The following is a 23,806-nucleotide window of genomic DNA, read 5'->3' on the forward strand; positions in this document are numbered from 1 at the left end:
TTCACTAATCATCAACACGTTGCACTGTATTGTTCGTTATGATGGTATTGTTGATAGCATTGACATGCTCGATTTGCGAATTGTTACCATTGCTGGCAATTGCTACAAACCAAACCGGCACATAGACATTTTTTTCCCGCACCTTATAGATCCGTGCATAAGCAAGCTGAGTCCATTTGATTTCAGAGTCTGCGGGAATACGATTATTCACGTACAAGGTTCGAATCGCATCGCGTTCCGTGTACAATTCTTGTTTTTCCCGTAAACGCTCAATGTGCCCAATATGGGTCTGGGTGTATTTGGTGATTTTCCACAGGTTATCCGCGGGTTCCAGCGTCAGCGTCAGGCGCGCTGTTTCATCATTGAAAGGAATCTCCTCAAAACTTTGCGTCGCGACCACCTCAGGATACTCGCCATCTAAAGAAGAAAAATGTCCGAGATAGCTGTACTCTTTCCCATAAAGCAGCGCATTGGAGGTCAAAAAAGTATTGACGCCTTCGCGCATCTCTTCTTCCTTCAGAAAATAATTTTCTTTGGGAAAATTGGTGAGGACGCCGGCTTTATAGGTAGTATTTTCTTTAAGAAAGTTTTTATTGCCACTATCTTTGCGCTCTTGCTCAACTGCTTGTTGGAGATTGGTTTCCTCGCCACTTAGATAATAACCTTCATAAATTTTCGTGGAAAGGCTGTCGCCATATTTGATATTGTCATTCTCCAGACGTTTTTCAATACCTTCCGTCTGGTTCAAGTTACCGACACTGCTTTCGCTAGCCAGACCGTCGTGGTAGATGGAGAATAGGAACATGTTCAAGCCTAAAAATGCTAGTAAGAAAATCTGCTCGATTCGTTTAAAATCCACTTACTCCACCTCCGTATCCAAGCGTTGCTGCAAGTCTTTGGCGGAGAGCCATTCATCAGCATATTTGACGTACCATTCGGGTAAAAAGTCCACCACTTGCTTCACCTTGTCGATACTTTGCCACGTGTAACCAATCAACATGTTTTCAAACTTGCTGGAATCCGCTCCGTGATCAATCAACGTCTGCAATACTTTATCGGAGCTTTCAATCGTAACTTCTTCGTCAGCTGGAATAGGGACTTGAATGGTATCAAGACTCGTTCGAATTCCGACTCGCCGCTCACTGCCATTATCGCTGAAGGTAATCGAGATTTGCCCCTTTTCCTGGGGTCCAAATACTGGAAAGCCCTCAATCAATGTCCGGTAATCAATGCGATCCTTAGTCCGGTCAAAATAGCGCAGACTGCTGTATGTCGTTCCTAAAGGACTGACAAATTGGAAACTGTCGGCATAAATATCAGGCTCACTATCATTATGAAAGACCCCTTGGAAAGCCACGATACTGTCGGCTTCAGAGATGACCATATTTTCCGTATCACTGGAATAAATCAAATCCCGGCTGTCTTCGTTCATATGCAAATCAGTCGGATCCTTGAAAAAGGAGTCACGGAAACGCGTAAAGGACTGCGAAGCTAAAATATAGCTGTATTTTTTCATTTTGATTGGTTCCGTCAAATAATACTGCCATTCCATCACAGGAAAGCCTTCCTTGACAGTCAGATATTTCGCTTCATTTTCCTGAAACAATTGTTGAATTTTACCTTTGTCAACATTGATACTGGCTTCATAGACATTGCGCCGATTATTGTTGAAAAAGCGGATTTTGCCTTTATCCAGCAACACCATGATTCGCGAAAAGTAGACGCTGTCGCTGTCTTGCACTTGGTCCAAATCCATATCTAGCCCGTAGATGCGCAAGTACTCTGTCAGTAGCATTGGTCCAACATAGCGCAGTTCAATCGCGTCGTCGCTTTCCAGCGCTTTAGCATATGCCGCATTGTCCTCAGACACCGTTTGCGATAATGCCCCAAATTTACTGTGAATCAGCTCATTTTGAACATAGCTAATCAAATTTTCCCCTGTCGTCAACTGGATTTTGCCTTCTGCGTGACGAATCAGCCTAAGAGGGGCAAAGGTGTCTGTGGCAGCTTTTTTATTAGTATTACTTGTTTGCGCCAACTCTTCACTCGTCTGAACATTGTTGCGCTTCATAGTCGGACTTAGCCAAATATTGAAGGAGAGGTAGACGCTGAGCGCAATCATGGCAATCAGCGCAAAACGAATCACGCGTTCGGTAATTTTCATTCCCACCAGTCCTCCTCATATGGTTCATATGGTAAGGAGACAAAGAATGTAGAGCCGGTCCCCTCTTCACTTTCAGCCCAGATTGAACCGCCATGGGCCCGCACGACTTCTTTCGAGATAGCCAAACCTAGACCAGTCCCCCCTTGAGCTCTAGCCCGCGCTTTATCGACGCGGTAGAATCGTTCAAAGACTTTGTTCAAATCCTTCTTCGGAATCCCTAGACCCTGGTCGCTAATACTGAAAACCACATTATTATGGGTTTCCAATAGGCGGCAGGTAATTTCGCCCCCGTCTGGTGAATATTTCAACGCATTGTTCATGATATTATCTAACACTTGGATGATTTTATCCGTGTCGATTTCTACCCATAGGTCGCGTTTGGTAAATTCACGGCGAATGGTGTAATTGCGATTCTCATTTTGAATCATCATATCAAAACGATCCAACACAAAGTTGACTAGCTCATTGAAGTTGACATACTCCATCTGCAAATTAGTATTGCCGGCATCCATCCGGGATAGATTTAGCAGATCATTGATCATGCGAATCATGCGGTCCGTTTCTTCTAAGGTCACATTCAAGAAATTCGGCGCAATCTCTGGATCCTGCCACGCCCCTTCTGACAAGGCTTCAATGTAGCTGCGCATACTCGTCAGCGGTGTCCGTAATTCATGCGAAACGTTCGATACGAATTCGCGACGATCCCGTTCATTTTTCTCTTGCTCCGTTACGTCATGCATTACCGCAACTAACCCACTGATAAAGCCCGATTCACGACGAATCATGGCAAAGTCAACGCGAATAATCATTTGGTCTCGTTCCTCTTGCGAAGAAGAACGGTCAATCAAGATTTCATTGCTTTCTTCTAGTAAACGGCGCAACGTGTAATCCTCTTCGATATCCAACAGCTCCAAAATCGAGCTGCCGATTGCTTGATCAATAGAGACACTTAAAAGCGACAGCGCCATTTCATTAATAGTAATCACTTTTCCACGACGATCCGTGGCAATAACCCCGTCCGTCATATGGGCTAGGACACTATCCAGCCGATTTCGTTCGGCCTCCATACTATCCTGCGCTTCTTCGATTCGTTCCGCTAAGGTGTTAAAGGTCTCAGCTAGCTGACCTAATTCATCTCGTCCATGAACTTTGACCTTCCCCGTGTAATCTCCCCGCGAAATCCGCAAGGCCTGCTCCCGCATTTCTTCAATAGGCTGCGTAATCGTTCGGGCAATAATCAAAGCCACAATTACGGAGACCACTGCCGCAATCAGCGAGCCGGTAAAGAAGATAATGGCAATATCACTGATTTCTGTGTATTTTTTCTCCAAGTCGCTCTTAACGTAAAGAGCCCCGATGACAGAATCGCCAGTCGGGGATTGGATGGCTTGGATATTGATGTACACACGGCGGCCATTGTCGTCAATGCCGTCCATCGAACGGGACGTAAAATCGTTCAGTTCAGGGTAATCGTTCTTTTTTCCCACAGCGCCTTGCAGATTCAAGTCACTAGTGGCGCGAACAATCCCCCGGTCATCTACTACACGCGCCTCCAACATCTCCCCTGTGGACATGTCATTCAACACCTTTTGTAGTCGATTGTCGATTTCCGCCCGATCCGCATCCGTTTCGTTCAATGTTCCCGCAACTGTCGTCGTCATTGAGGCGACTTGAGCACTGGTACTTTCACGAAAAGAAGTGATGGTGGTTTTTTCAAGGTCACGAATGAAGTAAGCGCCAATGATTTCAATCGAGATCATCAACAATAAGATAAACGCAATGGCAATCTTAAAATTGACTGATTGAAAAAAATGGATTTTCTTCTTCATGTAAGCTTACTCCTGTTCTGGGTTGCGCAAATAGTAGCCAACACCACGACGTGTTACTAGATAATTAGGATGGCTTGGATTGTCTTCGATCTTTTCACGTAAACGGCGCACCGTCACGTCTACTGTCCGAACATCGCCAAAGTAATCATAGCCCCACACCGTTTGCAATAAATGTTCCCGGGTCATAACTTGACCTAAGTGTTTCGCCAAATAATACAACAATTCAAATTCACGGTGCGTCAATTCAATCTTTTGCTCCCGTTTTGACACCATATAAGAATCAGGATGAATCGTCAATTCACCAATCACCAATTCACTTGGGTTATCCTCTTCCTGTTCCTTAGGTGTATTACCTCCGCGGCGCAAGTTCGCTTTGACCCGTGCCACTAATTCACGGTTAGAGAAAGGCTTCGTCACATAATCATCCGCGCCTAGTTCTAAACCTAAAACCTTATCGATTTCAGAATCCTTTGCCGTCACCATAATAATCGGCATATCATAATTTTTACGAACTTCACGAGCCACTTCCAGCCCATCTAATTTCGGTAACATCAAATCCAGTAAAATCAAATCTGGTTCCACTTCTTTGACCATTTCCAGCGCTTCTTCACCATCATAGGCGGTATGCACTTCATATCCCTCTTTCGTGAGATTGAATTTGACAATATCAGAAATCGGCTTTTCATCATCTACTACGAGTATTTTTTTCACTTAGTACACCTCATATTTCTGTCTTAGTCTTACTGTGGTCTATTATACCTTATTTTGCAGATACTTTCAGCAAAACAAAAATGGTGGAAATTTCGTATACGTTTCGTGATAAAAAAATACTCGTTTTTAATCAAAATGTTTTATTTTTATAAAGAAATAAGATAGAATGATTAAATGTAGATGAGTATATTCTAATTAAAAAATAACCATAAAAAAACAGATTACATTTAACGGAAGTTGGTGACTTAATGAAAAAGGTATTTTTCCCATTATTACTGCTCTCTTTACTAGGAAATATCACCACCACAACTAGCAGTTCCTTGGCTACTACGGAGGCCAGTACTACTGAAACGACAACGATTACGACAGATAGCTTGTTAGATACAAGTTTAATTGAAGAAAGCCTTGCGGAATCTTCCACCAGTGAAAGTACGCAAGTAAGTAGTAGTGAAAATATTACTGGAGGAAGTGGCAGTGGTCAGAGTGCTGGGGGCGAGAGTAGTGAAAGTACTGTTGAAAAACCAAAAATGCAGTCATTAGTCGCGACCACATCTCTCGACCTTGCTACTCAAGATGGAAGTGAAGGAAATCCTTATTTGGTTGCGACATTTGCAGAGCTTCAAAGCGCAATTGACACAATTAATAAAAAAACTGATGACAGTCAAAGTCTATATTATATCCAACTGACAGCAGATATCGAATACACAAATAAAACAACTACATTATCAAAAAGCACCGTTATTAATGGCATTAAAGACCTCGAAAAGGATCCCGCTGATCCTGATAATCATTATTCAATCTTATATACTACGAGTTCTGGATATACTTCTAGACACTTTGAAGCTACTGGCGCAGTTAATATCACCCTCAAAAATATAAATTACGGCAACGAAGAATATCCCAATGGGAATTATTGGGGAATCATGCGGATGAATACTGCTGGGTCTTCTTTAACAGTTGAAAATATTCAATATGAATTAACTAACGGAGCTCAACCTTTTTATGCTGATACGGGAGGAATTTCCTTAACTTACAAAGGAGACAACTCCTTTGTAAGTCACTCTGGCACATACGGTGGGGAATTTGTAGAAGGGTTTAACATTGTTGATTTTTCCTCAGGTTCAAAAACTTTCGTTGATAATGATACGTCATTAGGTGATGTTCTTTTTTATGGACGATTTGACGATTCTAATAAAAATCAAATGGTTGTAACTATTGAAAAGAATGCCTCTTTAAAAACAAGATCTAGCAAAAATGGGCTTTTTTGGTCTGGTAATCCTTGCGTATTGAATGTGGAAGAAAATGGCTTTTTTAGGTATGAAAAATATAAAGGTGACGGTGGTGGAAGTTCTAACTATATTAATGTTAACAATAATAAAATCACCTTTAATCTTAGTAAGAACTCCCGTACAGAGTTAGTATCTTCATCAACCGCTATTGATTTGAAATCAATGACTGATTTTAATTGTGATCAACCAGATTATATTTTAATTCAACAAACAGATAACAGAAATGTCGTTGCAAGTGGGAAAGCTACCTTCTATCGGACTGACCAAGACTTAGGGACTTCATACTCAGTCAACTATTTAGATTCAGCTAATACTACTAATGTTTTCCAAGGTAACATACTTACGTCCGCTGAAATATCTAATACTTCCCCTGCTAATGCACGGAGTATCATTTATGAACAAGACCTCTTTCTTTCCGGTGTTGAAGGAGAACCTTCCACTTCTAATAGTGAAAGCAAAATCGATGTAGATATAACTGATTATACGCCAAACGACCGCACCCTCTCTTCGGTCGATTATATGCTAACTAAAAATCAGCTTTATGATGTATCAAATCCAATTACCGACAGTATTTCTCAATCAGCTATAGACGAAAAATTTCAATTAGAAGACGCCTCTATAAATAAAATTAGTGTAAATCCTGATGAAAACACACCTGAGACAAACGCTACTTTCAATAATATAGAAGGTGGGATTTATCACTTGTATGCCAAAGTAACAGGTAATGCCATTGGCGGTATCTCTTCCAGCAGCCTTTGGGTAGAAACAACTGTGAATCTTACAAAAGTAATCAACACAAATATCCCTGTAAATATGATATTCAAAAGTCCTACCACTGAATTTGGGAAAGCTGAAAACGTAGACGAATACGAGTTTATTAATAATAGTAACATTCCAATTGAAGTAGATTTGACGGAAGTTGCTCCTACGGCTGAGTCAGATTCAGATGTTTCTCTAGCAACCACCTTGTCTCCAACAGATACTTACAAATTATTGCTAAACCTAGCGACAAATTATACAGATGAAACAAATAATCCGTTAGTTTGGGGGCCACTCACTGAGGGGCCAATTCCCGAAGATAGCAAAGTCATGTTACTGGAACCATTCTGGGAGACAGATAAGAATCAAGCTGAAGTTTATCTCACCGGAAATTATTCTGGGCCAGTATCAGAAGTCAAAAATGTCGCCTACAATTTTACTTTTACTATCATTGCACAGGAGGAAACGGAAAATGCAAACTGAACAAGCAAATAAATCAAAAAAGCGTATCTTATGGGTTTTACTGCTATTACTTTTAGCTGTCGGCGGCACTATCGCCTATCGCTATTTCACTCATAAGGATGAGGTCCCTGTTTCTATCGTTAGTGGCGACTTTCTTCCTGATGGTAAGGATGCGCAGAAAATCACGGATGAAGAAATGGCAAAATACGCTCAAGCTGCGGTGGACGCCAGCAACTTCAACATGGTCATTGCTTCAGAGGCAACCGTCAACGGACAAACCGCTGTCGGCGACTTATTTATCCAGAATCCTCCTCATAACGCCTATCCAGTTAATGTGGAAGTCCGTTTAGATGATAATAAAGATTTGATTTATACATCTGGTGCAATTCAGCCAGGCGAGGAAATCAAGCAAGTCCAATTAGAGAAAAAATTGGCAAAAGGGGTGCATAAAGCCACCGCTACCTTTAGTTTGTATGACCCTGAAACAAAGGAAAAACAGGGTCAAGTCGCATCGGGAGTAACCTTAATGGTGAACTAATATAAAAATAAAAAGAAAAGAGGAGAAAAATATGAAAAAATTAATTGCAGGACTGATGCTAAGTAGTTGTGTATTAGGATTGGCAATGCCAGCATTTGCACAAGACGGGACGGAAGCTGACTTACAAGAGGATTATAGTGGTGTAGACTCAGCTAATGTTGAAGTAAATGGAACACTGGGAGCCGACAATACAGACCCGGGTGCTACTATTCCTGAAGGGGACCCCAATTGGATCAACGTAACGGTACCAACAAAAACGATTTTTTATAATACTGCTGCGGATTCAGACATTAAATCACCCACTTATGATATCGTGAATAATTCTGGACGTCCGGTAAAAGTTTCTATTTCTAATTTCGTAGATGGTGCTGGAAACAGTTCTCTTGGTCTGACAAGTCTCGATTTTGATTTAAATGTTACATTAAACGGAACTGAGACACTTGTCGTTAATCAAGGGGTAGTAAAAGATTTTTCAACACCTGCTCAAATTGTAGAACTTCCAAATAGTAAAGGTCAAAGTCTCGCTGCTGATACACCAGTGGAAAATCCTACAACCAACAAAACGACCTTCACTTATACTGGTACTGCAACTGCTGCTACCCAAGTCCAACCAACTTACACCATGACCCTCAAATTTGACGCTGTTTCTTGGAACTAACTTGACTGGAGATAGCCTATGGATAATCAAATCGACGTTCAGGGATGGCTTGGTGTGCCTCAGCCTGCTGAACCGGTCCAACAAGACGATCCAAAGGAATCTGTTTTAGTATCCGAGGTCACCACGGGGAGTTATCCTAAGACGAATGAGTTTGCCTCCCAGCAACTGGTTAGTTTAGGATTCATCCTCTGTTTGATCGTATTGATCCTGTTTTTACTGAAAAAAATGACGGGGAAAGGTACGGTCACGTAGAGTCTCTGTGAGTATATGAAAGACTGATTCGTTATCGTATCGACAAGCGTTACTCCAATCAAAAAGCCGTTGTCTCAGGACAACGGCTTTTTTCTATACTTTGTTTTTATACTTTCATGAAAATCAACAGTGACTTAATTGATTGACTTACATGTAGTGGCTAGTTAAAACTTTTCAATCCCAATACCAATCAGTCCGGGACCTGTGTGTACCACTAGTGCAGGGCTGATGGGACCAAAGTAGATTTTACGTCCTGGGTATTGTTTTTTTAATTGTTCCGCTATTTCCTTTGCTTCCGCTTCCGCGTGACCATGTGCCACGGCTAATACGAAATCTTGGCTGTCGCCGATAAATTCGGCCACTAGTTGAACCATTTTATCTAAGCTTTTCTTACGGCCGCGGGCTTTGGCAACGGTATGATAAATGCCTTCTGTGTTACAAGAAATGATGGGATTCAATTTCAGGGCGTTGCCTAGTAACGAGGCTACTAAACCAATGCGCCCGCCTTTTTGTAAATATTCTAAAGTTGGTACACTGAAGAAGACCTTGCTATCGCCAACACGTTCTGTCAGGGTCGCAATCAGTTTATCCCAGCTAGCGCCTTTTTCTAGTAGTTGCGCAGCGTAAATCGCCTGCAAGCCACTGCCAATACCGATATTTTTAGTGTCCAGTGTATAGGTTTCTAAGCTCTCGAATTGTTCACCTAATAAGCGTACGACATTAAAGGTGCCACTTAAGCCACTGGAAATTGTGACAGCCAAGACTTTTTCATAGCCATCTGCTTTGATTTGCTCAAAAATCTTCGTGATTGTTTCACCGTCTGGCAGTGAGGTGCTAGGAATTTCTTGAGGCAGCCGTTCATACACTTCCTCTGGTGTGATATCAACCTTATCGGTATAGACATGGTCTTTATAGATGATTTTTAGCGGAATCATGTACATGCCGTATTCAGCAACCAGCTCCTGGGGAACATCGGTACCAGAGTCGACTAAGATAGCGATTTTTTGCGCGTTCATTCTGCTTCCTCCTTGAAATAATTCTGTTCTAGAGTCACGGTCTTTTCAGACAATAGCTTCATGGCAAATGATAAGGTTGCCGTCTTGGCGGCCAAAAAGCCAAAGGGAATCGCTTCTTCATTAAAGGGACTAGCTGCTTTGCCTTGTGCCAACAAGGCGGCAAATTGAATAGCGTGTTCTTGTTCTTGGCAAAACACATCATATGCTTCCCGTGTTCCAATCAATTTGGCTTGAAATAAGATACCTTCTTTGATTTCGGGAATCGTCAAGACTTGTTTTAAGATAGTAATGGCGATCAAAAAGGCTAAGTGCCGGCGATTGTAACGTTTCTTGACTGGCGGTGGAATCAAGCCTAGCTTTACATAGTTGTTGACCATAGATGACGTCAAGATTGTGTGTTTTTCGGTCATAATAATGGGCGTCAAGTGCCGTTCCATGAGTGTGATTACTTGATCCATATACAGATCAAGATCCGGCAACTCCTCCCAACGAGGCAAATGAAAGTCCGTTAATTGTTCGCCCCATTCTGCAAGTGCTTTTTCAGCTTCCACAGGTGGACCTCCTTTATAAATTTCTATTACAGGTTATCATGTTTTTATTGATTGTTCAATCTAGTTACAAAAACTAGTTCAATTTTTAGCGGATTCTTTGCGCTTTTTCAGGAAGCGCTATAAAATAAAAGAGTACACAAATTGAGGAGGTTGGAAAAATGGAAGCAAAAGATGTTGTAGCGAAAATGTTTGAAGAAATTAACACCGTGGAAAAGGATTTGCCAAATCCCTTTAAGTTAGAGGATTTACAAACATTCCGTGACCTGCCAGCTGATGAACATCCAGAAGTGGCAAAATTATTCCGCGAATCAGTGGATACTGGCAACTTCAGCAACGTTCGCTGGGAACGCCACGATGAAACCGGTAAAAACTGGTTCACCATCGTTGCCTAAAAGCATTGTGAACACCTAATCAAAAATGAAAGCCATGCGAATGTGTAACGACTCTCAAAAGTTAGCCTTTGAGAGTCGTTACAATAGCCGCACGGCTTTTTTGTTGCGTTTATTTTAGCGACCGCGCCACCACAGGATTGTACCACCAACTAGGAACAATACTCCTCCTAGTATGGAGACGCCGCGACTAAGCTTTTCACCAGTTGCTGGCAACGAGCGCTTGTCTGCTTTCATTTTATTCGCGCTGTGGGTCGCAGTCGTATGTTCCGTGGGATTACCGCTATCTTTCGTGCGGTCGGTTGTCGAAGTGCTTGGGGTAGAACTGTCCCCTGCTACTGTTGTATCTGTTTCTGACGTCTGACTAGTACTTGAATCTTCACTAGACGTGGGCACATCTGAATCCTGAGGTGTTTCAGACGATTCGGTCGTGGTACTGTCAGTTGGTTCCGTCTCATCAGTTGTAGGAGTTTGAGAATCCGGTTCTTCAGGTGTTTCCGTTACATCCGTTGTAGTTTCGGTTTCAGTCGTCCCCGGAACTGCTGGCTCCTCGGATTCCGGTTCTACTGGTTTTATCGGTTCTTCAGGTTCAGATGACTCCTCAGACTCTTCCGGCTCTTCTGGTTCCTCGATCCACTCATCATCTGTTCCCCGTGGCGGTATTTCTGGTTCCGGTTCAGACGATGTCGGCGGTACTACCGGTTCCTCTGGCTCCACTGGTCTAGTCGGCGCTTGAATAATCGTTTGTCGTTGGCTATAAGGCGTCAAAACGTAGCGATCATTCACCCCATCGCTTACTTTAATCGTAAATTGGCGGTTGACGCCTATGGGCAACGGCTCCGTCAAGGTCACCGTAAATTGCAGCGAAGCTTTCTTTTCAGTCGGATCGAAGAATAACTGCTGGTCATAACCAATCGTAAGGCCAGCACCTACATTCTCAAATGTAACGACGGACTGTTTGATGGCTTCCCAATCACCAGAATACGTCAGCTCAGCAGCTACTGTGACGGGCACCCCAACTGGCAAAGCGGTCACGCCAGAATTAAAGCTCTTATGTTCTCCTAAAAATGTGATGCGGTTAACATTCGCCCACTTTCCCTCCGCTGCCAACACTGGGCGACTTCCTACAAAGCCCAATAGGCTACCAACTAGCAATATTCCAATCCACCATCTTGTCCATTGTTTCATGTTGATTTCCTCCTTTTTGCTATTACTAGAAGGATACAGACAATAACACTTCTTATATTATGGTGTTTTCCAGAAAAAAAAGACTTTTTACCATAATTTGACAAATATACGTGGCTCTTGCTTTACGGTTTCTTACAAGACTCCTATAATTGAATCAAACAAAAACGGTTTTTAGGGGGGAGTTCTTTGATGCAAACGCAAGAGGCGATTCAAACTTATTTATTGGAAAAACGTGATCGCATCAAATTGCAGCTATTAGAAGTGTTGCTACAAAGTTCCCACTATCTAAGTATCCCCCAACTAGCCAGTGATATTGCCTTGACTGATGCGACTACCAGTAATTATTTGAAGGAAATTGCTGCCGAGTTAACGGAGAACGGTTTTACCAGTCAATTATCATTGTCTTACCCATTAGTCAAACTAGAGATTGCCGAAGATCCTCTGGCTTGCTACACAAAAATGATGGCGGGCTACTGCGCACGTTCTGTTCATTACTTAATTTTGGCAACCTTGCTGAAAAAAGAAACGACTTCCATGACCAAATTGAGTCAAGCCTTAAACTTTAGTAGTTCCTATCTCTATGCTCGGCTTAAGCTGATCAATCAGTTTTTAGCCCTCTTTGGGATCAGTGTTTCCTTTACTAGTAATGGGCAAAAAAAGATTACCGGCTCTGAAATCCAGTTACATTATTGTCTCTTGAATATTTACTGGACGATTTATACGAATACTCAGCTGACGACGAGTGATTCTTCGCGGCTGCTGAGACAAGCCTTCAAGCCTTCTCTATTGACTGACAATGGTCAATTAGATAAATTGGCGGTTTTACTCGATTTGTTTCAACGGAATTATCCTTACAAATCATTACCGCTTATTCAAGCAGAGCTGGCGGAACATCCTCATTGCCGGTTATTTTTGGCACCTGAATTGGATGTCCTCAACCCAACTTTTGCAGCTAGCCGGGAACAACGGATTCTCTTAAACATCTTGGTGCGCCTTTCATTGGCCAAGGTGGAAAACAACGAGGATAATCTTCAGCAATTCGCTTTTTTAGAGGCACGTCGAATACCGCTATTCCAATTCTCAAAAAGCTTAGTCGAAACTTTCGCTGAGACTTTTGAGCTTGTATGGCAGGAGGAAGAACGCGTCACCGCGATTTTGAATATGGTCCGTCATCGCCTTTACAGCGAATATCTATACAAAGCGCAACCTAATACGATTCTGCCTTCTTTTACCTTATCGAAAAGCGATCCGGATTTTCCTCCTCTTTTAGAGAAAATTAACGCTTTTTGCCAACAGTTCCAGCAGGATCAGCCATCGTTCCAATCTTTTTTCGCCACCGAGACAACTCACTGGCTGTTAGAGGATCTCTTTTCCCTTTATGATCGCTATCACGCTAAACGGGCCATTCAAATTGGTATCAACTATACAAAAGACTATTATGTTGGAGAAGATCTATTGGGAAAACTCAGTCAACTTTTTGCCAATGAGCATATTCACTTTCAGAAAGCTCACTTTGATGACTGTGACGTGGTCATTACTGATTGTCCCTTACAACAGGTTGCCGCCACAACCGAGACGATTGATTTAGTGGGCGACGCCTTAACTCCAGCAGGCTTGAATGACTTAGTGGCCCAATTGGCGCAAATCTTATTTCAGTTACGTAATCAAGTCAAGCTACCACCTAAAAAAGCAGCTGCCGATTAGACAACTGCTTTTTTGCTATTTAATCACTTTAATAATCTCTTCGCTAAAATGGATGGGTCCCTCATGGGTAGATAGGATATCGCCCATTTCATTCGTATTGGTAACGACGACTGGGGTAATCGTTTGGTAGCCCTTCGCTTGAATGCCCTCTAGGTCAAAGTGCAATAAATCTTGCCCAGACGTGATGCGCTGGTCTTTCGCTACGGCGTACTCATAGCCTTCCCCATTCAACTGCACAGTGTCAATGCCTACATGAATCAGCAGCTCAACCCCAGCGTCACTGGTAATGCCAATCGCATGTTTAGAATCAAAAATCGCGGTCACGGTGCCATCAAAGGGTGCCACGACTTTGCCTTCTTGCGGCTGGATAGCCACCCCTTGACCTAAGATTTCTTCTGAAAACATACCATCTTCAATAGAACGTAACGTTTGGACTTGACCCTTTAGCGGGGATAAAACTAAGGTGCCGTCCGTTTCTTTTGTTCCTTCATTCGTTTCTTCAACGGGTGCTGCCGCCACAGTTGCGGCATCTTTATAGAGAACCAAGGTAGCGATAAAAGTCACCGCAATAGCGATAGCGGCGCCGATACATGCCATGTAAAAATGACTCAAGCTATTGTCCCCAATGTAACTTGGCAACGTCAGTAAACCTGGCGAACCACCAGTAAAGTTTTTGACGCGCATCATGCCCATAAAGAGACCGCCAACACCGCCCCCAATCATGGCTGCGTAAAGAGGTGTTTTGAAACGTAAGTTGACCCCATACAAAGCTGGTTCAGTAATCCCGAAAAGTCCCGTTAAGCCGGCCGAAAAGGCTAATTGTTTGATCGTCGCATCTTTTGTTTTCAAGCCGACGCCAATCGCCGCTGCGCCTTGAGAAACGTTAGAAGCTAACATTCCTGGATAAATCACCGAGTCATAACCAATTGTCATACGGTTGTTGATGCCAATTGGCACCAAGCCATAATGCGTCCCTGTCGCCACGAATAACGGCGTGAAAGCACCAATCAACAGCGGCACGATCCAAGGGCTAACAGATTCTAAGGTGCTGATTCCATTTGAAATCGCATCACTGACCAAGTAGCCTAAGGGGCCTAAAACTACCAGACTTAGGGTACCCACAACCGCAATCACGATCAACGGCTTACTGAAAAACTTAATCGCTTTCGGTGACACTTTATCGGCAATCGGCTCGACAAAGCTCATACACCAAACAGCTAAAATGATAGGAATAACCGAGGAAGAATAGCTTACTGGCATAATGGGCAACTGGAAGAGGTGCAAACCAGCGCCCGTTTCCTTCACTTCATTCACCATCGCAACAAAGTTTGGATGTAGCAAAATGCCGCCTAACATCATGGCTAAGTACATATTCGTTTTAAATTTTTGTGCTGAAGAAGCCGCCAATAAAATAGGCAAGAAATAGAAGGCCGCATCTGCCATAAAGTTCAGAATTTGGTAACTTTGGCTTTCTACCGTCAATACTTGGAACACTACTAGGACCGATAAAACCGCTTTTAACATCCCGGCCGCGGTAATGGCAGGTAAAATCGGAGTGAAAATCCCCGTGATTGTATCAATCACCTTCGCTAATGGCTTACGGTCGTCTTTTTCTTGAGCGTCCATCTTCACATCGACCTCTTTGGCGATTTCTTTAAAAACATTGCCGACATCGCTGCCAATAATAATCTGAAACTGCCCGCCTTTACTGACAACCCCCATCACGCCTTTTGTTTCTTTCAAACCTTCGACGTCTGCCACGCTCTCCTCCACTAAGTTAAAACGCAAACGCGTCGCACAGTGGGTCACATTTTGAACATTTTCTTTCCCGCCGATCAGCGCTAAAATCTGTTGGCTCAATTCTTGATAATTCATGATATTTCCTCCTTTAATGGTTGGTCGGACTGCCGGTTGGGGACAAAAAAATACCTAAACAAAGATCTCCCTATAGAGACCTTCATTTAGGTATAGCCTGCTTTACCAGTAACAATCCTAGTCTGAAGTGATACGTTTAATATGAATGGTTAAGTAGATCAGTTCATCCTCTTCTAAAGGACGCCCGAATTCCCGTTGGATATAGTCATTAATCTTCATGGCACACGCATACTCTTCCGTGTATTTTTCCTTCAGCATGAAGATAAAGCGCGCATTCTCCCCATCATCCAGCTTGACATCGCTGTACAAGCGCTGAACGAAAAATTTTAGATGGGTCACGAAGCGCTCATAATTCAATGAGTATTCATCGAGATCTTTTTTGAAATTGTATTTAATGATCGTCAGGATCTGTTGGATGATCTTGGTCATGTCAGAGACTTGACTGATCTGTTCCATGTCTAGCTCGGCATTGACGATATGCAGGGCAATAAAGCCTGCTTCATCCTCTGATAGGTCGACACCTAACCGTTGCCGAATGATGGCTAGCGCCTCTTTTCCAATCAAAAATTCATGATTATAGAAACGTTTAATCTCCCACAATAACGCATTTTTGATTTCAAGACCGGATTCAAACCGTTCGATGGCGTAATGAATATGGTCCGTCAATGTTAGGAAGAGATTCTCACTGAGTTTTTTCCCCAGAGAAACCTTGGCGAAGCTGATGATCTCATTAGCAGCTTGGATGTGTTCGATAGGAATCGTCGACAATAACTGATGCAGCTTGTTGAAATTCCATTCTTTCGCATTCAAATAGCTATTTTCGATCAAAGACTCATCAATGCTATCGCCAGCTTTTTTACCAAAGCCCAGACCTTTTCCCATGACGATAACTTCTTGGTCACGGTCATTAATGGAAAGGACGATATTGTTATTGATGATTTTTTCGATAGTCATATTTTACCCTTATTCTATAACTTGCAAGTTTTAATGGTATTGCTCGCATAGACGATAACAACCCTCAAATTCATCCTATCATGCTCTAAAAGGACTGTCAACGTTTACAAATACATAACATCTGTATAACGACTGTATTGTTAGTCTGTGTCTGATTCGGTGAGAAAATTCGTTTTCTTATTTTATTTTTAGGCAAAAAGAGACCCGCCGGTGGGTGGCCGGCGGGCAAGGAGTAAAAAATGAAAAAGTGTTTGTTAGGGTTGTTTTGTTGGTATGCTTATATAATACCCACCATTTGTGACTTTTTTATGATCCTTCTAAGGGGATTTTGCAAAAAAGTCTAAAGAAAGTCTTAACCCTAGTCCAAGTTTTCTCCGTTTGATGCGATGACTTGTTTGTACCAATCAAATGATTTCTTCTTGCTGCGTTTTAGCGTGCCGTTGCCGTCGTTATCGCGGTCAACATAGATGAAACCATAGCGTTTTTTCATTTCGCCTGTGCCAGCTGAAACTAAGTCGATACAGCCCCATGTAGTATAGCCTAATAGATCAACGCCGTCCTGTTCTACTGCGTCTTTCATAGCTGCTACGTGTTCCCGCAGGTATTCGATTCGGTAATCATCTTCTACATAGCCATTTTCATCTGGTGTATCGACGGCACCTAAGCCATTTTCCACGATAAATAATGGTTTTTGGTAGCGATCATACAAAGCGTTCATCGTGATTCTAAGACCTAATGGGTCAATCTGCCAGCCCCATTCACTAGCTTCCAAATAAGGATTTTTCAATGAAGCAAAGATGTTGCCGGCTGTTTTGTCATTCACTTCTGGATCAGTAGACATGACGCGAGAAGAATAGTAAGAGAAGGAAATGAAGTCAACGGTATGTTCCTTCAATAACTCTTTGTCGCCTTCTTCCATCTTGATTTCAATGCCTTGGCGTTCTAATTCTTTCAGAGCATAAGCTGGGTATTCCCCACGTGACTGAACATCGATGAAGAAATAGTTGTCACGGTCGGCTTGCATGCCTGCCCAAACGTCTTTTGGATTTGGTGTATAAGGGTAGTAGTTACCAGCCGCTAACATACAGCCCACTTGGTTTTCTGGGTCGACTTCATGGGCAATTTTAGTTGCAATCGCACTAGCCAATAATTCATGGTGAGCCGCTTGATATTTGACTTGTTCGACGTTGTCGCCTTCTTCAAAGTACAAGCCAGCCCCCATAAATGGTGCGTGTAAAATCATGTTGATTTCGTTGAAAGTCAACCAGTATTTTACTAAGCCTTTGTAGCGGTTGAAGATTACCCGACATAAGTTTTCGTAAAAGCCGACTAATTCACGGCTACGCCAAGCACCATATTCTTTGATCAAGTGCATTGGGCAGTCAAAGTGAGTGATGGTTACTAATGGTTCAATGTTGTATTTACGGCATTCTTTGAAAACATCTTCATAAAATTTCAAGCCTGCTTCATTCGGCTCTTTTTCGTCACCTTGCGGGAAGATACGGCTCCAAGCAATCGACATCCGGTAGGTTTTAAAGCCCATTTCTGCAAATAAAGCGATGTCTTCTTTAAAATGGTGATACATATCAATTGCTTCTTTCGCTGGATAGAAATGCTCGTCATCAAAATCGAAGGCTTTCATTTTTCCTGTGATAATTGGAAAACGATCTTGGCCAATCGGCACAACGTCAACGTTGGCTAAGCCGCGGCCATCCAAGTTGTAGCCTCCTTCACATTGATTGGCAGCAGTGGCTCCGCCCCATAAAAAGTCTTTTCTAAATCCCATGTTGTTTTCCTCCTAAAATTTACGCGTATGTTAAGTGGGCATCTAAGCTGGCTGCAACTTCGTCTTGAACGGTAACGCCTTCTGCTTCTAGACGGGCAATAGCCTCTTTGAATTGCGGTAAAAATTCTTTGTGGGCGATGAATAATTCATCCATCACTCGTTTTGCAGTCGCACCGGAGCGGACTAGCGGGTTAATCGTGAAGGCTTGCAAGGCAGTTCCGTAATCACCGGTCACAGCTGCTTCAATTGTCACTAATTCCATATTTTTCATGACCTGTAACCAGCCTTTTTCAGCAGGTGCCAGTTCACCAAAGGCGACTGAACGCGCCCCTTGTGCCCCCACATAAGCCGTTACTTCGACTACGCAATCTGCTGGCAGATCAGGGACAGCTCCATTATTTTTCGTAGAAACGACGATTTGGGTTTCTTTATTGCCGTAGATTGAGGCAATCGTTTCACAGGCTGCATCTGAATAGTAAGCCCCACCGCGTTTTTGCAATTGTTCTGGTTTGTGGTCTAGATTTGGATCCTTATACAATTCAAACAATTCATGTTCTGTTTGTTTTACTTGTTGGGCGCGAGTTCCCACTGTTTTATATTCTTCTAAGGCATGTTCCAGCATTTCTTCTTCGCGGTAGTAATAGCGGTGATAGCCGCAAGGAATCATTTTCATTTGTTCCAATTGTTCGCGGAAGAATGGAACATCGAAAATATTTTTCGGCAAGCCATTGTCTTCGGCATATAGCTTATCAATGATGTCCATTGTGGCATCGCGGCCATCTTTGTAACCAACTTTATGCCAGTGGAAATGGTTCAAACCAGCAAACTTGTAGATTAAGTCGTCTTTTTCAACGCCTAACATTTCTGGCTCAGTCATCATGGCCATAACTGGCACATTACATAAACCAATCACTTTATCCCATTTGCCGTAACGTACAACGGCCTCCGTCACCATGCCGCTTGGGTTAGCAAAGTTGACTAGCCACGCATCGGGACATAGACGTTTCATATCTTCTACGATGTCTAAAATAACCGGGATTGTACGGAAAGCTTTGAACATACCGCCCGCCCCATTGGTTTCTTGGCCTAACATACCGTAATATGCAGGGATGCGTTCGTCTTTGATCCGGGCATCTAATAAGCCCACCCGAAATTGAGTCGTAACGAAATCCGCGTCCTTCAATGCTTCTTCGCGGTCCAAAGTCATATGGATCTTCACATCATAAGGAGAAGCGTCCCACATCCGTTGAGCCATTTCACCTACGATTTGTAATTTTTCTTTACCGGCTTCGATATCCACTAACCAGATTTCTCGAATCGGTAGTTGGTCAAAACGTTTGATAAAACCTTCCATTAATTCTGGCGTGTAGCTGCTGCCCCCTCCGATTGTCGCGATTTTTACTCCGTTTGCCATGCTGTCGCCTCCGTGTTTTTATTTACAAGTTTATTATCCATTTTGTAAAACCGTTCAACAAGACATTTTCGTTTCATTCCACATACATTTACAAAATATCCGATATTTTGTAAATTATGCGTAAATAGCGTTTACGTTTTCTGTTATTTATTTGACTATCGCCTCGTTACCGGTTACATTTTATTTACAGAACTTAAACTTTTTTTGTAAAAAGGAGTCCCATATGCTCATCTCAGAAAAATTCCAACAAACCGATTTTTCCACAGCGGAACAAAACGTTGTGACCTATATCCAAGAACACCGGGAAACACTGGCTGATGCCACCGTTAAAGAACTGGCTGACGCATGCTTTGTCCACCCCTCTACTTTGATTCGCGTTGCCAAAAAAATGGGCTTTGAAGGCTGGCTCGACCTTAAAAATGCTTACTTAGAGGAAGCAAGCTACCTTGACAGCCACTTTACCGAAATTGACCCTAATATTCCTTTCCAACCTACTGATGGTTTGATTACGATTGCCAAAAAAATTGCCAACCTTGAACAAACGACGATTGCCGACACTTTAGAGCTATTGAAATACGATGACTTAAAGCAGGCAAAAAATTATTTATTGAAGGCTGACTTCGTTAAAATCTTCGCCAGCAATGCCAATTCTTTGATTCCGCAAGACTTCGCGTTAAAAATGAATCGGATTCAACAAAATGTCTCCGTCAGTACGGTTTTAGGCGAAGGGTTTTACGAGGCCTATAATTGTCCCCCAACTAGCTGTGGTATCTTGATTTCCTACACGGGAGAAAATACCCATATCTTACGCACCGCCAAGATTTTGAAAGAACGCGGGATTCCTGTGATCGCCATCACCAGCATTGGCGAAAATTCCCTAGCGGCCATCAGTGACTGCACACTGCGCATCACTACGCGGGAGCGGCTCTTTTCCAAGATTGGCAATTTCACCATCAACACCTCTATTTGCTACTTATTGGATATTCTTTACTGTGCCGTCTTTAGCGAGCATTACGGCGAAAACTTTGATCACTTAATTGAAGTCGGCCAAATTATCGACCGCCGCCGCACCAGTTCTGATATTATGCGGGAACCATTGTTAGATACCATTCAGCCTGATTGGCTCCCAAATTAAATGCCGCAGCAAGTCAGTTAGGCTTGCTGTTTTTTTGTTTTCAAGAGGATTAAAAAGGGAATAAATAAACATTCCTGCTGATAAAAAAAGGCATCTAGAGTTTCTGCTCTAGATGCCTTCAATAATTCTAATTTCTAACTAAATCAATGCTGTAATTAAGTCATCATTGGCCGCGACTTGTTTGTTTTGTACTTCGACAATATCCAAGTAGTCGTTCACATTGGTCACGATAACTGGCGTTTCAACGCTATAACCTGCTTTTTCAATAGCCGCGATATCAAAGGTCACTAAAGTTTGACCGCGGGTAACATGGTCGCCTTGTTTGACAAAGCTTTCGAAGAATTTCCCTTCCAGTTGTACCGTATCTAAGCCGATGTGGATCAAGAGTTCCAAACCGTTATCCGATACTAAGCCAATGGCGTGCTTGGTTGGGAATAAGGTCATGACCGTACCATCAAATGGCGCTACTACCTTACCTTCTTCCGGATGAATCAAGATACCTTTTCCTAAAATTCCTTGAGCAAAGGCATCATCTTTAGCAGTACTTAACGGTGCCACGGTACCAGCAATTGGGGTTGACACGATTTCTTTGTTCAAAACTTTTTGTTCTTCACGATTTAAATCACTTTCTTCCACTGTGTCATCTTTCCAGAAGAAGAAGGTCAGGACAAAGCCCACAACGCTGGCCGCTAAAATACATAAGAAGGCTGCGATCATTGAGCTGGCATCACCGGTTTCATTATTGATGTAGTTCACGACACCGAAGATCCCTAAACCTCCCATGGTATAAGCTTTAGCACTCATCAGTCCCATAATCCCGCCGCCAACAGCGCCGCCGATCATTGAGAAGACAAATGGTTTTTTCTTAGGTAAGGTAATCCCGTAAATAGCCGGTTCAGTTACGCCGCAGATGCCTGATACAACCGCTGGTAAACAAAGCTCTTTCAGTTTTTGGTCTTTCAGCTTGAAGTACATTGCACCAACAGCAGCAGTTTGAGCAAAGCTTGCGCCAAATGATCCTGCTAAAATAGTATCAAAACCGTACATGCCTAAGTTCATCATCGCTAATGGAATCAAGCTCCAGTGTAAACCGAAGATAACCAAGGCTTGCCAGAAGAACCCAACTAATACCCCCATCAAAACTGGTGAGAAGGTGTAAATAGCCGAGAAGCCCGCCCCTAATAGTGACGTTGCAAAGGTGATGATTGGGCCGATAACTAAAAAGCCTAGTGGTAATGCAATCAGTAAAGTGGCAAAAGGTACGAAGAAGCTTTGCAGAATTTCAGGAATCACACGATTGCTGACTTTTTCTACTTTGCTGGCAAACCAAACGACTAAGATAACAGGAATGACACTGCTGGTATAGTTGTTGGCAATCAATGGTAGACCGAAGAAGGTCATATGAACTGGACTAGCGAACATCGTGCCCTCAAATAATGTGTATAATGGCTGTGCATCGCCAAAGGTTGCCAGTTGAATAGCTGGGTAACATAAAGCAGCTCCAATAATCATCCCAGTAAAACGGTTCATTTTAAACTTGTTAGCAGACGTGTAGCCAATGATGATTGGTAAGAAGTAGAACATCGCATCCCCAATCGCATTCAATAACACATAAGCGCCATCCGTTTGCGAATAGGCTCCTAAAAACAGCAATAACGCGTTCAGCCCTTTGATCATCCCAGCCGCACATAAAGGTCCTAAGAAGGGTTGGAAACAACCACTAATGATATCAATCAGTTTGTTAAAGACACCCTGCGGTTCTTCGCCGCCTTCCGCTTCGCCTGAAATATGCGCCACTTCTAAAACATCATCATAAACTTTCGGCACATGATTGCCGATGACAACTTGATATTGTCCGCCACTTTTCATGACGGTAACGACCCCGTCCATATTCTTCAGAACGTCATCATTGGCTTGGCTTTCATCCTTCAAACGGAATCGCAGCCGAGTGATACAGTGGGTCAAGCCGTTGATATTGTCTTCGCCCCCAACATTTTTAACGATATTTTGTGCTAATTCGTGATACTTTCCCATGATTCTTTCCTCCATTTTCTATTTTTTATAGTAGATGAAGGTTTAGCCAACTGAATGTCACTATCCTGTGCCGGTCCCTCGGCGTGTCCTGCTCCTCCTTTAGTTGATTCCAAACAAGCTTAAGCTTGTGTTTCGGTTGTTTGACTAACGATTCGTGCTATGTGAATCGTCAAATAAAGCTTCTCCTCGTTGGAGATGAGGTATTGATAATTTTCATAGATAAAGGTACTGATCTTTTCCACACATTGGAAGGCATTGGCATATTTGAGTTTAATCATCGCCAACAATTCTTCCTCGTCTTCGCCATGGTATTCCTTGTGAGTGACCAGCCGTTGGGCAAAAAATTTCAGGTGTGTGATAAAACGATAATAATAAACGGAATCCTCATCAAAGCTCATTTTAAAATGATATTTGACGATATTACTGATTTCCTGCATGATTTTAGTCACATCATACATATTGTTGACGCTCTCGCTTTGCTCCATCTCTGCATTAACGATGTGGAGTGCAATAAAGCCCGCCTCGTCTTCGGGCAGCTGGATACCGGTTTCCGCCGCTACTTTTTCCACCGCTTTGGTCCCAATGAAAAATTCATCTTTAAAGAAGCGTTTGATATCCCATAGTAAGACGTTCTTGACAATAACGCCTTCCTGCATCCGTGTAATGGCTGTAAATAAGTGATCGGTTAAGGAGATGTAGATGGTTTCACTAAGCTTTTTGCCTAACTTCGTTTTAGCATAAGCAATAATCTCATCTGACAATACTAAGTACTCTGGCGGAATATCAGCCAAAAGTTGTTGAAATTTTGCGGAAACATCCGAACTGGACAGTCGGTAAATCTTATCGACTTTGCTTTCATCGATGGCCTCTCCAACCTTACGACCAAAAGCTAGCCCACGACCCATGACGATTTGCTCAGAATCGTCCATCTCCGTTACAACAACATTATTATTCAAAATCTTTGCGATCCGCATGAGGCTTCTCCTTCCACGAAAAAAACCTAACTCCCCCACGTCGTTTCCGGCCATGGGGTCATTAGGTTTAGCTTGTCTCGAGAACAATCACTATCCGTTTATTTGGTTACCCTTACTATACGAA

The 23,806-nt window shown here is 42.7% G+C and carries 20 protein-coding genes; 7 read left to right on the forward strand and 13 right to left on the reverse strand.

Translation table 11 applies throughout. The features are described from left to right. Positions 1-4: 4 nt before the first annotated feature. From ECA01S_RS09540 to yycF, 4 genes are read right to left on the reverse strand one after another with little or no spacing between them, the layout of a single operon-like run. Positions 5-859, reverse strand: coding sequence for a two-component system regulatory protein YycI (locus tag ECA01S_RS09540; protein ID WP_067394558.1), 855 nt, complete (start codon positions 857-859; stop codon positions 5-7). Next, positions 860-2,164, reverse strand: coding sequence for a YycH family regulatory protein (locus tag ECA01S_RS09545; RefSeq protein WP_067394561.1), 1,305 nt, complete (start codon positions 2,162-2,164; stop codon positions 860-862). Further along, positions 2,161-3,993 (reverse strand): cell wall metabolism sensor histidine kinase WalK, encoded by a 1,833-nt coding sequence (gene walK, locus ECA01S_RS09550; protein ID WP_067394564.1) that lies wholly within the window; start codon positions 3,991-3,993, stop codon positions 2,161-2,163. The genes ECA01S_RS09545 and walK overlap by 4 nt, the downstream gene beginning before the upstream one ends. Before the next feature lie 6 nt (positions 3,994-3,999). Then, entirely contained in the window at positions 4,000-4,704 is a 705-nt protein-coding gene (yycF, locus tag ECA01S_RS09555; RefSeq protein ID WP_067394567.1) for a response regulator YycF, read from the reverse strand. Positions 4,705-4,952: 248 nt separating this feature from the next. Here yycF and ECA01S_RS09560 point away from each other — a divergent pair, with 248 nt between their 5' ends. Genes ECA01S_RS09560 through ECA01S_RS09575 form a run of 4 tightly spaced genes read left to right on the forward strand, consistent with a single transcriptional unit; the run spans position 4,953 to position 8,662 of the window. Beyond that, complete coding sequence (locus tag ECA01S_RS09560) at positions 4,953-7,235, forward strand: hypothetical protein (RefSeq protein ID WP_067394570.1); 2,283 nt, start codon at positions 4,953-4,955, stop codon at positions 7,233-7,235. Next, complete coding sequence (locus tag ECA01S_RS09565) at positions 7,225-7,752, forward strand: hypothetical protein (RefSeq protein ID WP_067394573.1); 528 nt, start codon at positions 7,225-7,227, stop codon at positions 7,750-7,752. Before ECA01S_RS09560 ends, ECA01S_RS09565 begins: the two co-directional genes overlap by 11 nt. A gap of 31 nt (positions 7,753-7,783) precedes the next feature. Beyond that, positions 7,784-8,410, forward strand: a complete 627-nt coding sequence (locus ECA01S_RS09570; protein WP_067394576.1) for a hypothetical protein — start codon at positions 7,784-7,786, stop codon at positions 8,408-8,410. Between the two features lie 18 nt (positions 8,411-8,428). Further along, positions 8,429-8,662: a hypothetical protein gene (locus ECA01S_RS09575; protein ID WP_067394579.1), complete on the forward strand. Its 234-nt coding sequence runs from the start codon at positions 8,429-8,431 to the stop codon at positions 8,660-8,662. A 164-nt stretch (positions 8,663-8,826) separates the two neighbouring features. Here the strand turns inward: ECA01S_RS09575 and ECA01S_RS09580 are convergent, their stop codons facing one another. Both ECA01S_RS09580 and ECA01S_RS09585 read right to left on the reverse strand, forming a co-directional pair. Then, positions 8,827-9,678, reverse strand: coding sequence for a DegV family protein (locus ECA01S_RS09580; RefSeq protein WP_067394581.1), 852 nt, complete (start codon positions 9,676-9,678; stop codon positions 8,827-8,829). After that, positions 9,675-10,250 carry a DUF1836 domain-containing protein gene (locus ECA01S_RS09585; protein ID WP_067394584.1) on the reverse strand — a complete coding sequence of 192 codons (576 nt, stop codon included), beginning with the start codon at positions 10,248-10,250 and terminating at the stop codon, positions 9,675-9,677. Before ECA01S_RS09585 ends, ECA01S_RS09580 begins: the two co-directional genes overlap by 4 nt. A 137-nt stretch (positions 10,251-10,387) precedes the next feature. Here ECA01S_RS09585 and ECA01S_RS09590 point away from each other — a divergent pair, with 137 nt between their 5' ends. Next, positions 10,388-10,621, forward strand: a complete 234-nt coding sequence (locus ECA01S_RS09590; protein ID WP_067394587.1) for a hypothetical protein — start codon at positions 10,388-10,390, stop codon at positions 10,619-10,621. Positions 10,622-10,735: 114 nt separating this feature from the next. Here the strand turns inward: ECA01S_RS09590 and ECA01S_RS09595 are convergent, their stop codons facing one another. Further along, a complete protein-coding gene (locus ECA01S_RS09595; protein ID WP_067394589.1) occupies positions 10,736-11,806 on the reverse strand; it encodes an LPXTG cell wall anchor domain-containing protein in 1,071 nt (356 codons plus the stop codon). Between the two features lie 189 nt (positions 11,807-11,995). Here ECA01S_RS09595 and ECA01S_RS09600 point away from each other — a divergent pair, with 189 nt between their 5' ends. Continuing rightward, on the forward strand, positions 11,996-13,510 hold the full coding sequence (locus ECA01S_RS09600) for a helix-turn-helix domain-containing protein (RefSeq protein ID WP_067394592.1): 1,515 nt from the start codon (positions 11,996-11,998) through the stop codon (positions 13,508-13,510). Positions 13,511-13,525: 15 nt separating this feature from the next. Here ECA01S_RS09600 and ECA01S_RS09605 read toward each other — a convergent pair whose 3' ends face one another. The 4 genes from ECA01S_RS09605 to ECA01S_RS09620 all read right to left on the reverse strand — a co-directional run bounded on the left by ECA01S_RS09605 (position 13,526) and on the right by ECA01S_RS09620 (position 19,539). Continuing rightward, positions 13,526-15,385, reverse strand: coding sequence for a beta-glucoside-specific PTS transporter subunit IIABC (locus ECA01S_RS09605; RefSeq protein WP_067394595.1), 1,860 nt, complete (start codon positions 15,383-15,385; stop codon positions 13,526-13,528). Between the two features lie 117 nt (positions 15,386-15,502). After that, positions 15,503-16,339 (reverse strand): BglG family transcription antiterminator LicT, encoded by an 837-nt coding sequence (gene licT / locus ECA01S_RS09610; protein ID WP_067394598.1) that lies wholly within the window; start codon positions 16,337-16,339, stop codon positions 15,503-15,505. A 358-nt stretch (positions 16,340-16,697) separates the two neighbouring features. After that, entirely contained in the window at positions 16,698-18,125 is a 1,428-nt protein-coding gene (locus ECA01S_RS09615) for a 6-phospho-beta-glucosidase (protein WP_067394600.1), read from the reverse strand. Between the two features lie 19 nt (positions 18,126-18,144). After that, complete coding sequence (locus tag ECA01S_RS09620) at positions 18,145-19,539, reverse strand: 6-phospho-beta-glucosidase (protein ID WP_067394603.1); 1,395 nt, start codon at positions 19,537-19,539, stop codon at positions 18,145-18,147. A gap of 223 nt (positions 19,540-19,762) precedes the next feature. Between ECA01S_RS09620 and ECA01S_RS09625 the strand changes: the two genes are divergently transcribed. After that, entirely contained in the window at positions 19,763-20,674 is a 912-nt protein-coding gene (locus tag ECA01S_RS09625; protein WP_067394606.1) for a MurR/RpiR family transcriptional regulator, read from the forward strand. Between the two features lie 138 nt (positions 20,675-20,812). Here ECA01S_RS09625 and ECA01S_RS09630 read toward each other — a convergent pair whose 3' ends face one another. Together ECA01S_RS09630 and licT (ECA01S_RS09635) are read right to left on the reverse strand one after the other, a co-directional pair. Then, positions 20,813-22,708: a beta-glucoside-specific PTS transporter subunit IIABC gene (locus ECA01S_RS09630; protein WP_067394608.1), complete on the reverse strand. Its 1,896-nt coding sequence runs from the start codon at positions 22,706-22,708 to the stop codon at positions 20,813-20,815. A gap of 119 nt (positions 22,709-22,827) precedes the next feature. Next, entirely contained in the window at positions 22,828-23,682 is an 855-nt protein-coding gene (gene licT / locus ECA01S_RS09635; RefSeq protein WP_067394611.1) for a BglG family transcription antiterminator LicT, read from the reverse strand. Positions 23,683-23,806 lie beyond the last annotated feature (124 nt).

Origin of the sequence: Enterococcus canis NBRC 100695 (genome assembly GCF_001544375.1) — a bacterium.
In the GTDB taxonomy this organism is placed as follows: Bacteria; Bacillota; Bacilli; order Lactobacillales; family Enterococcaceae; genus Enterococcus_H; species Enterococcus_H canis.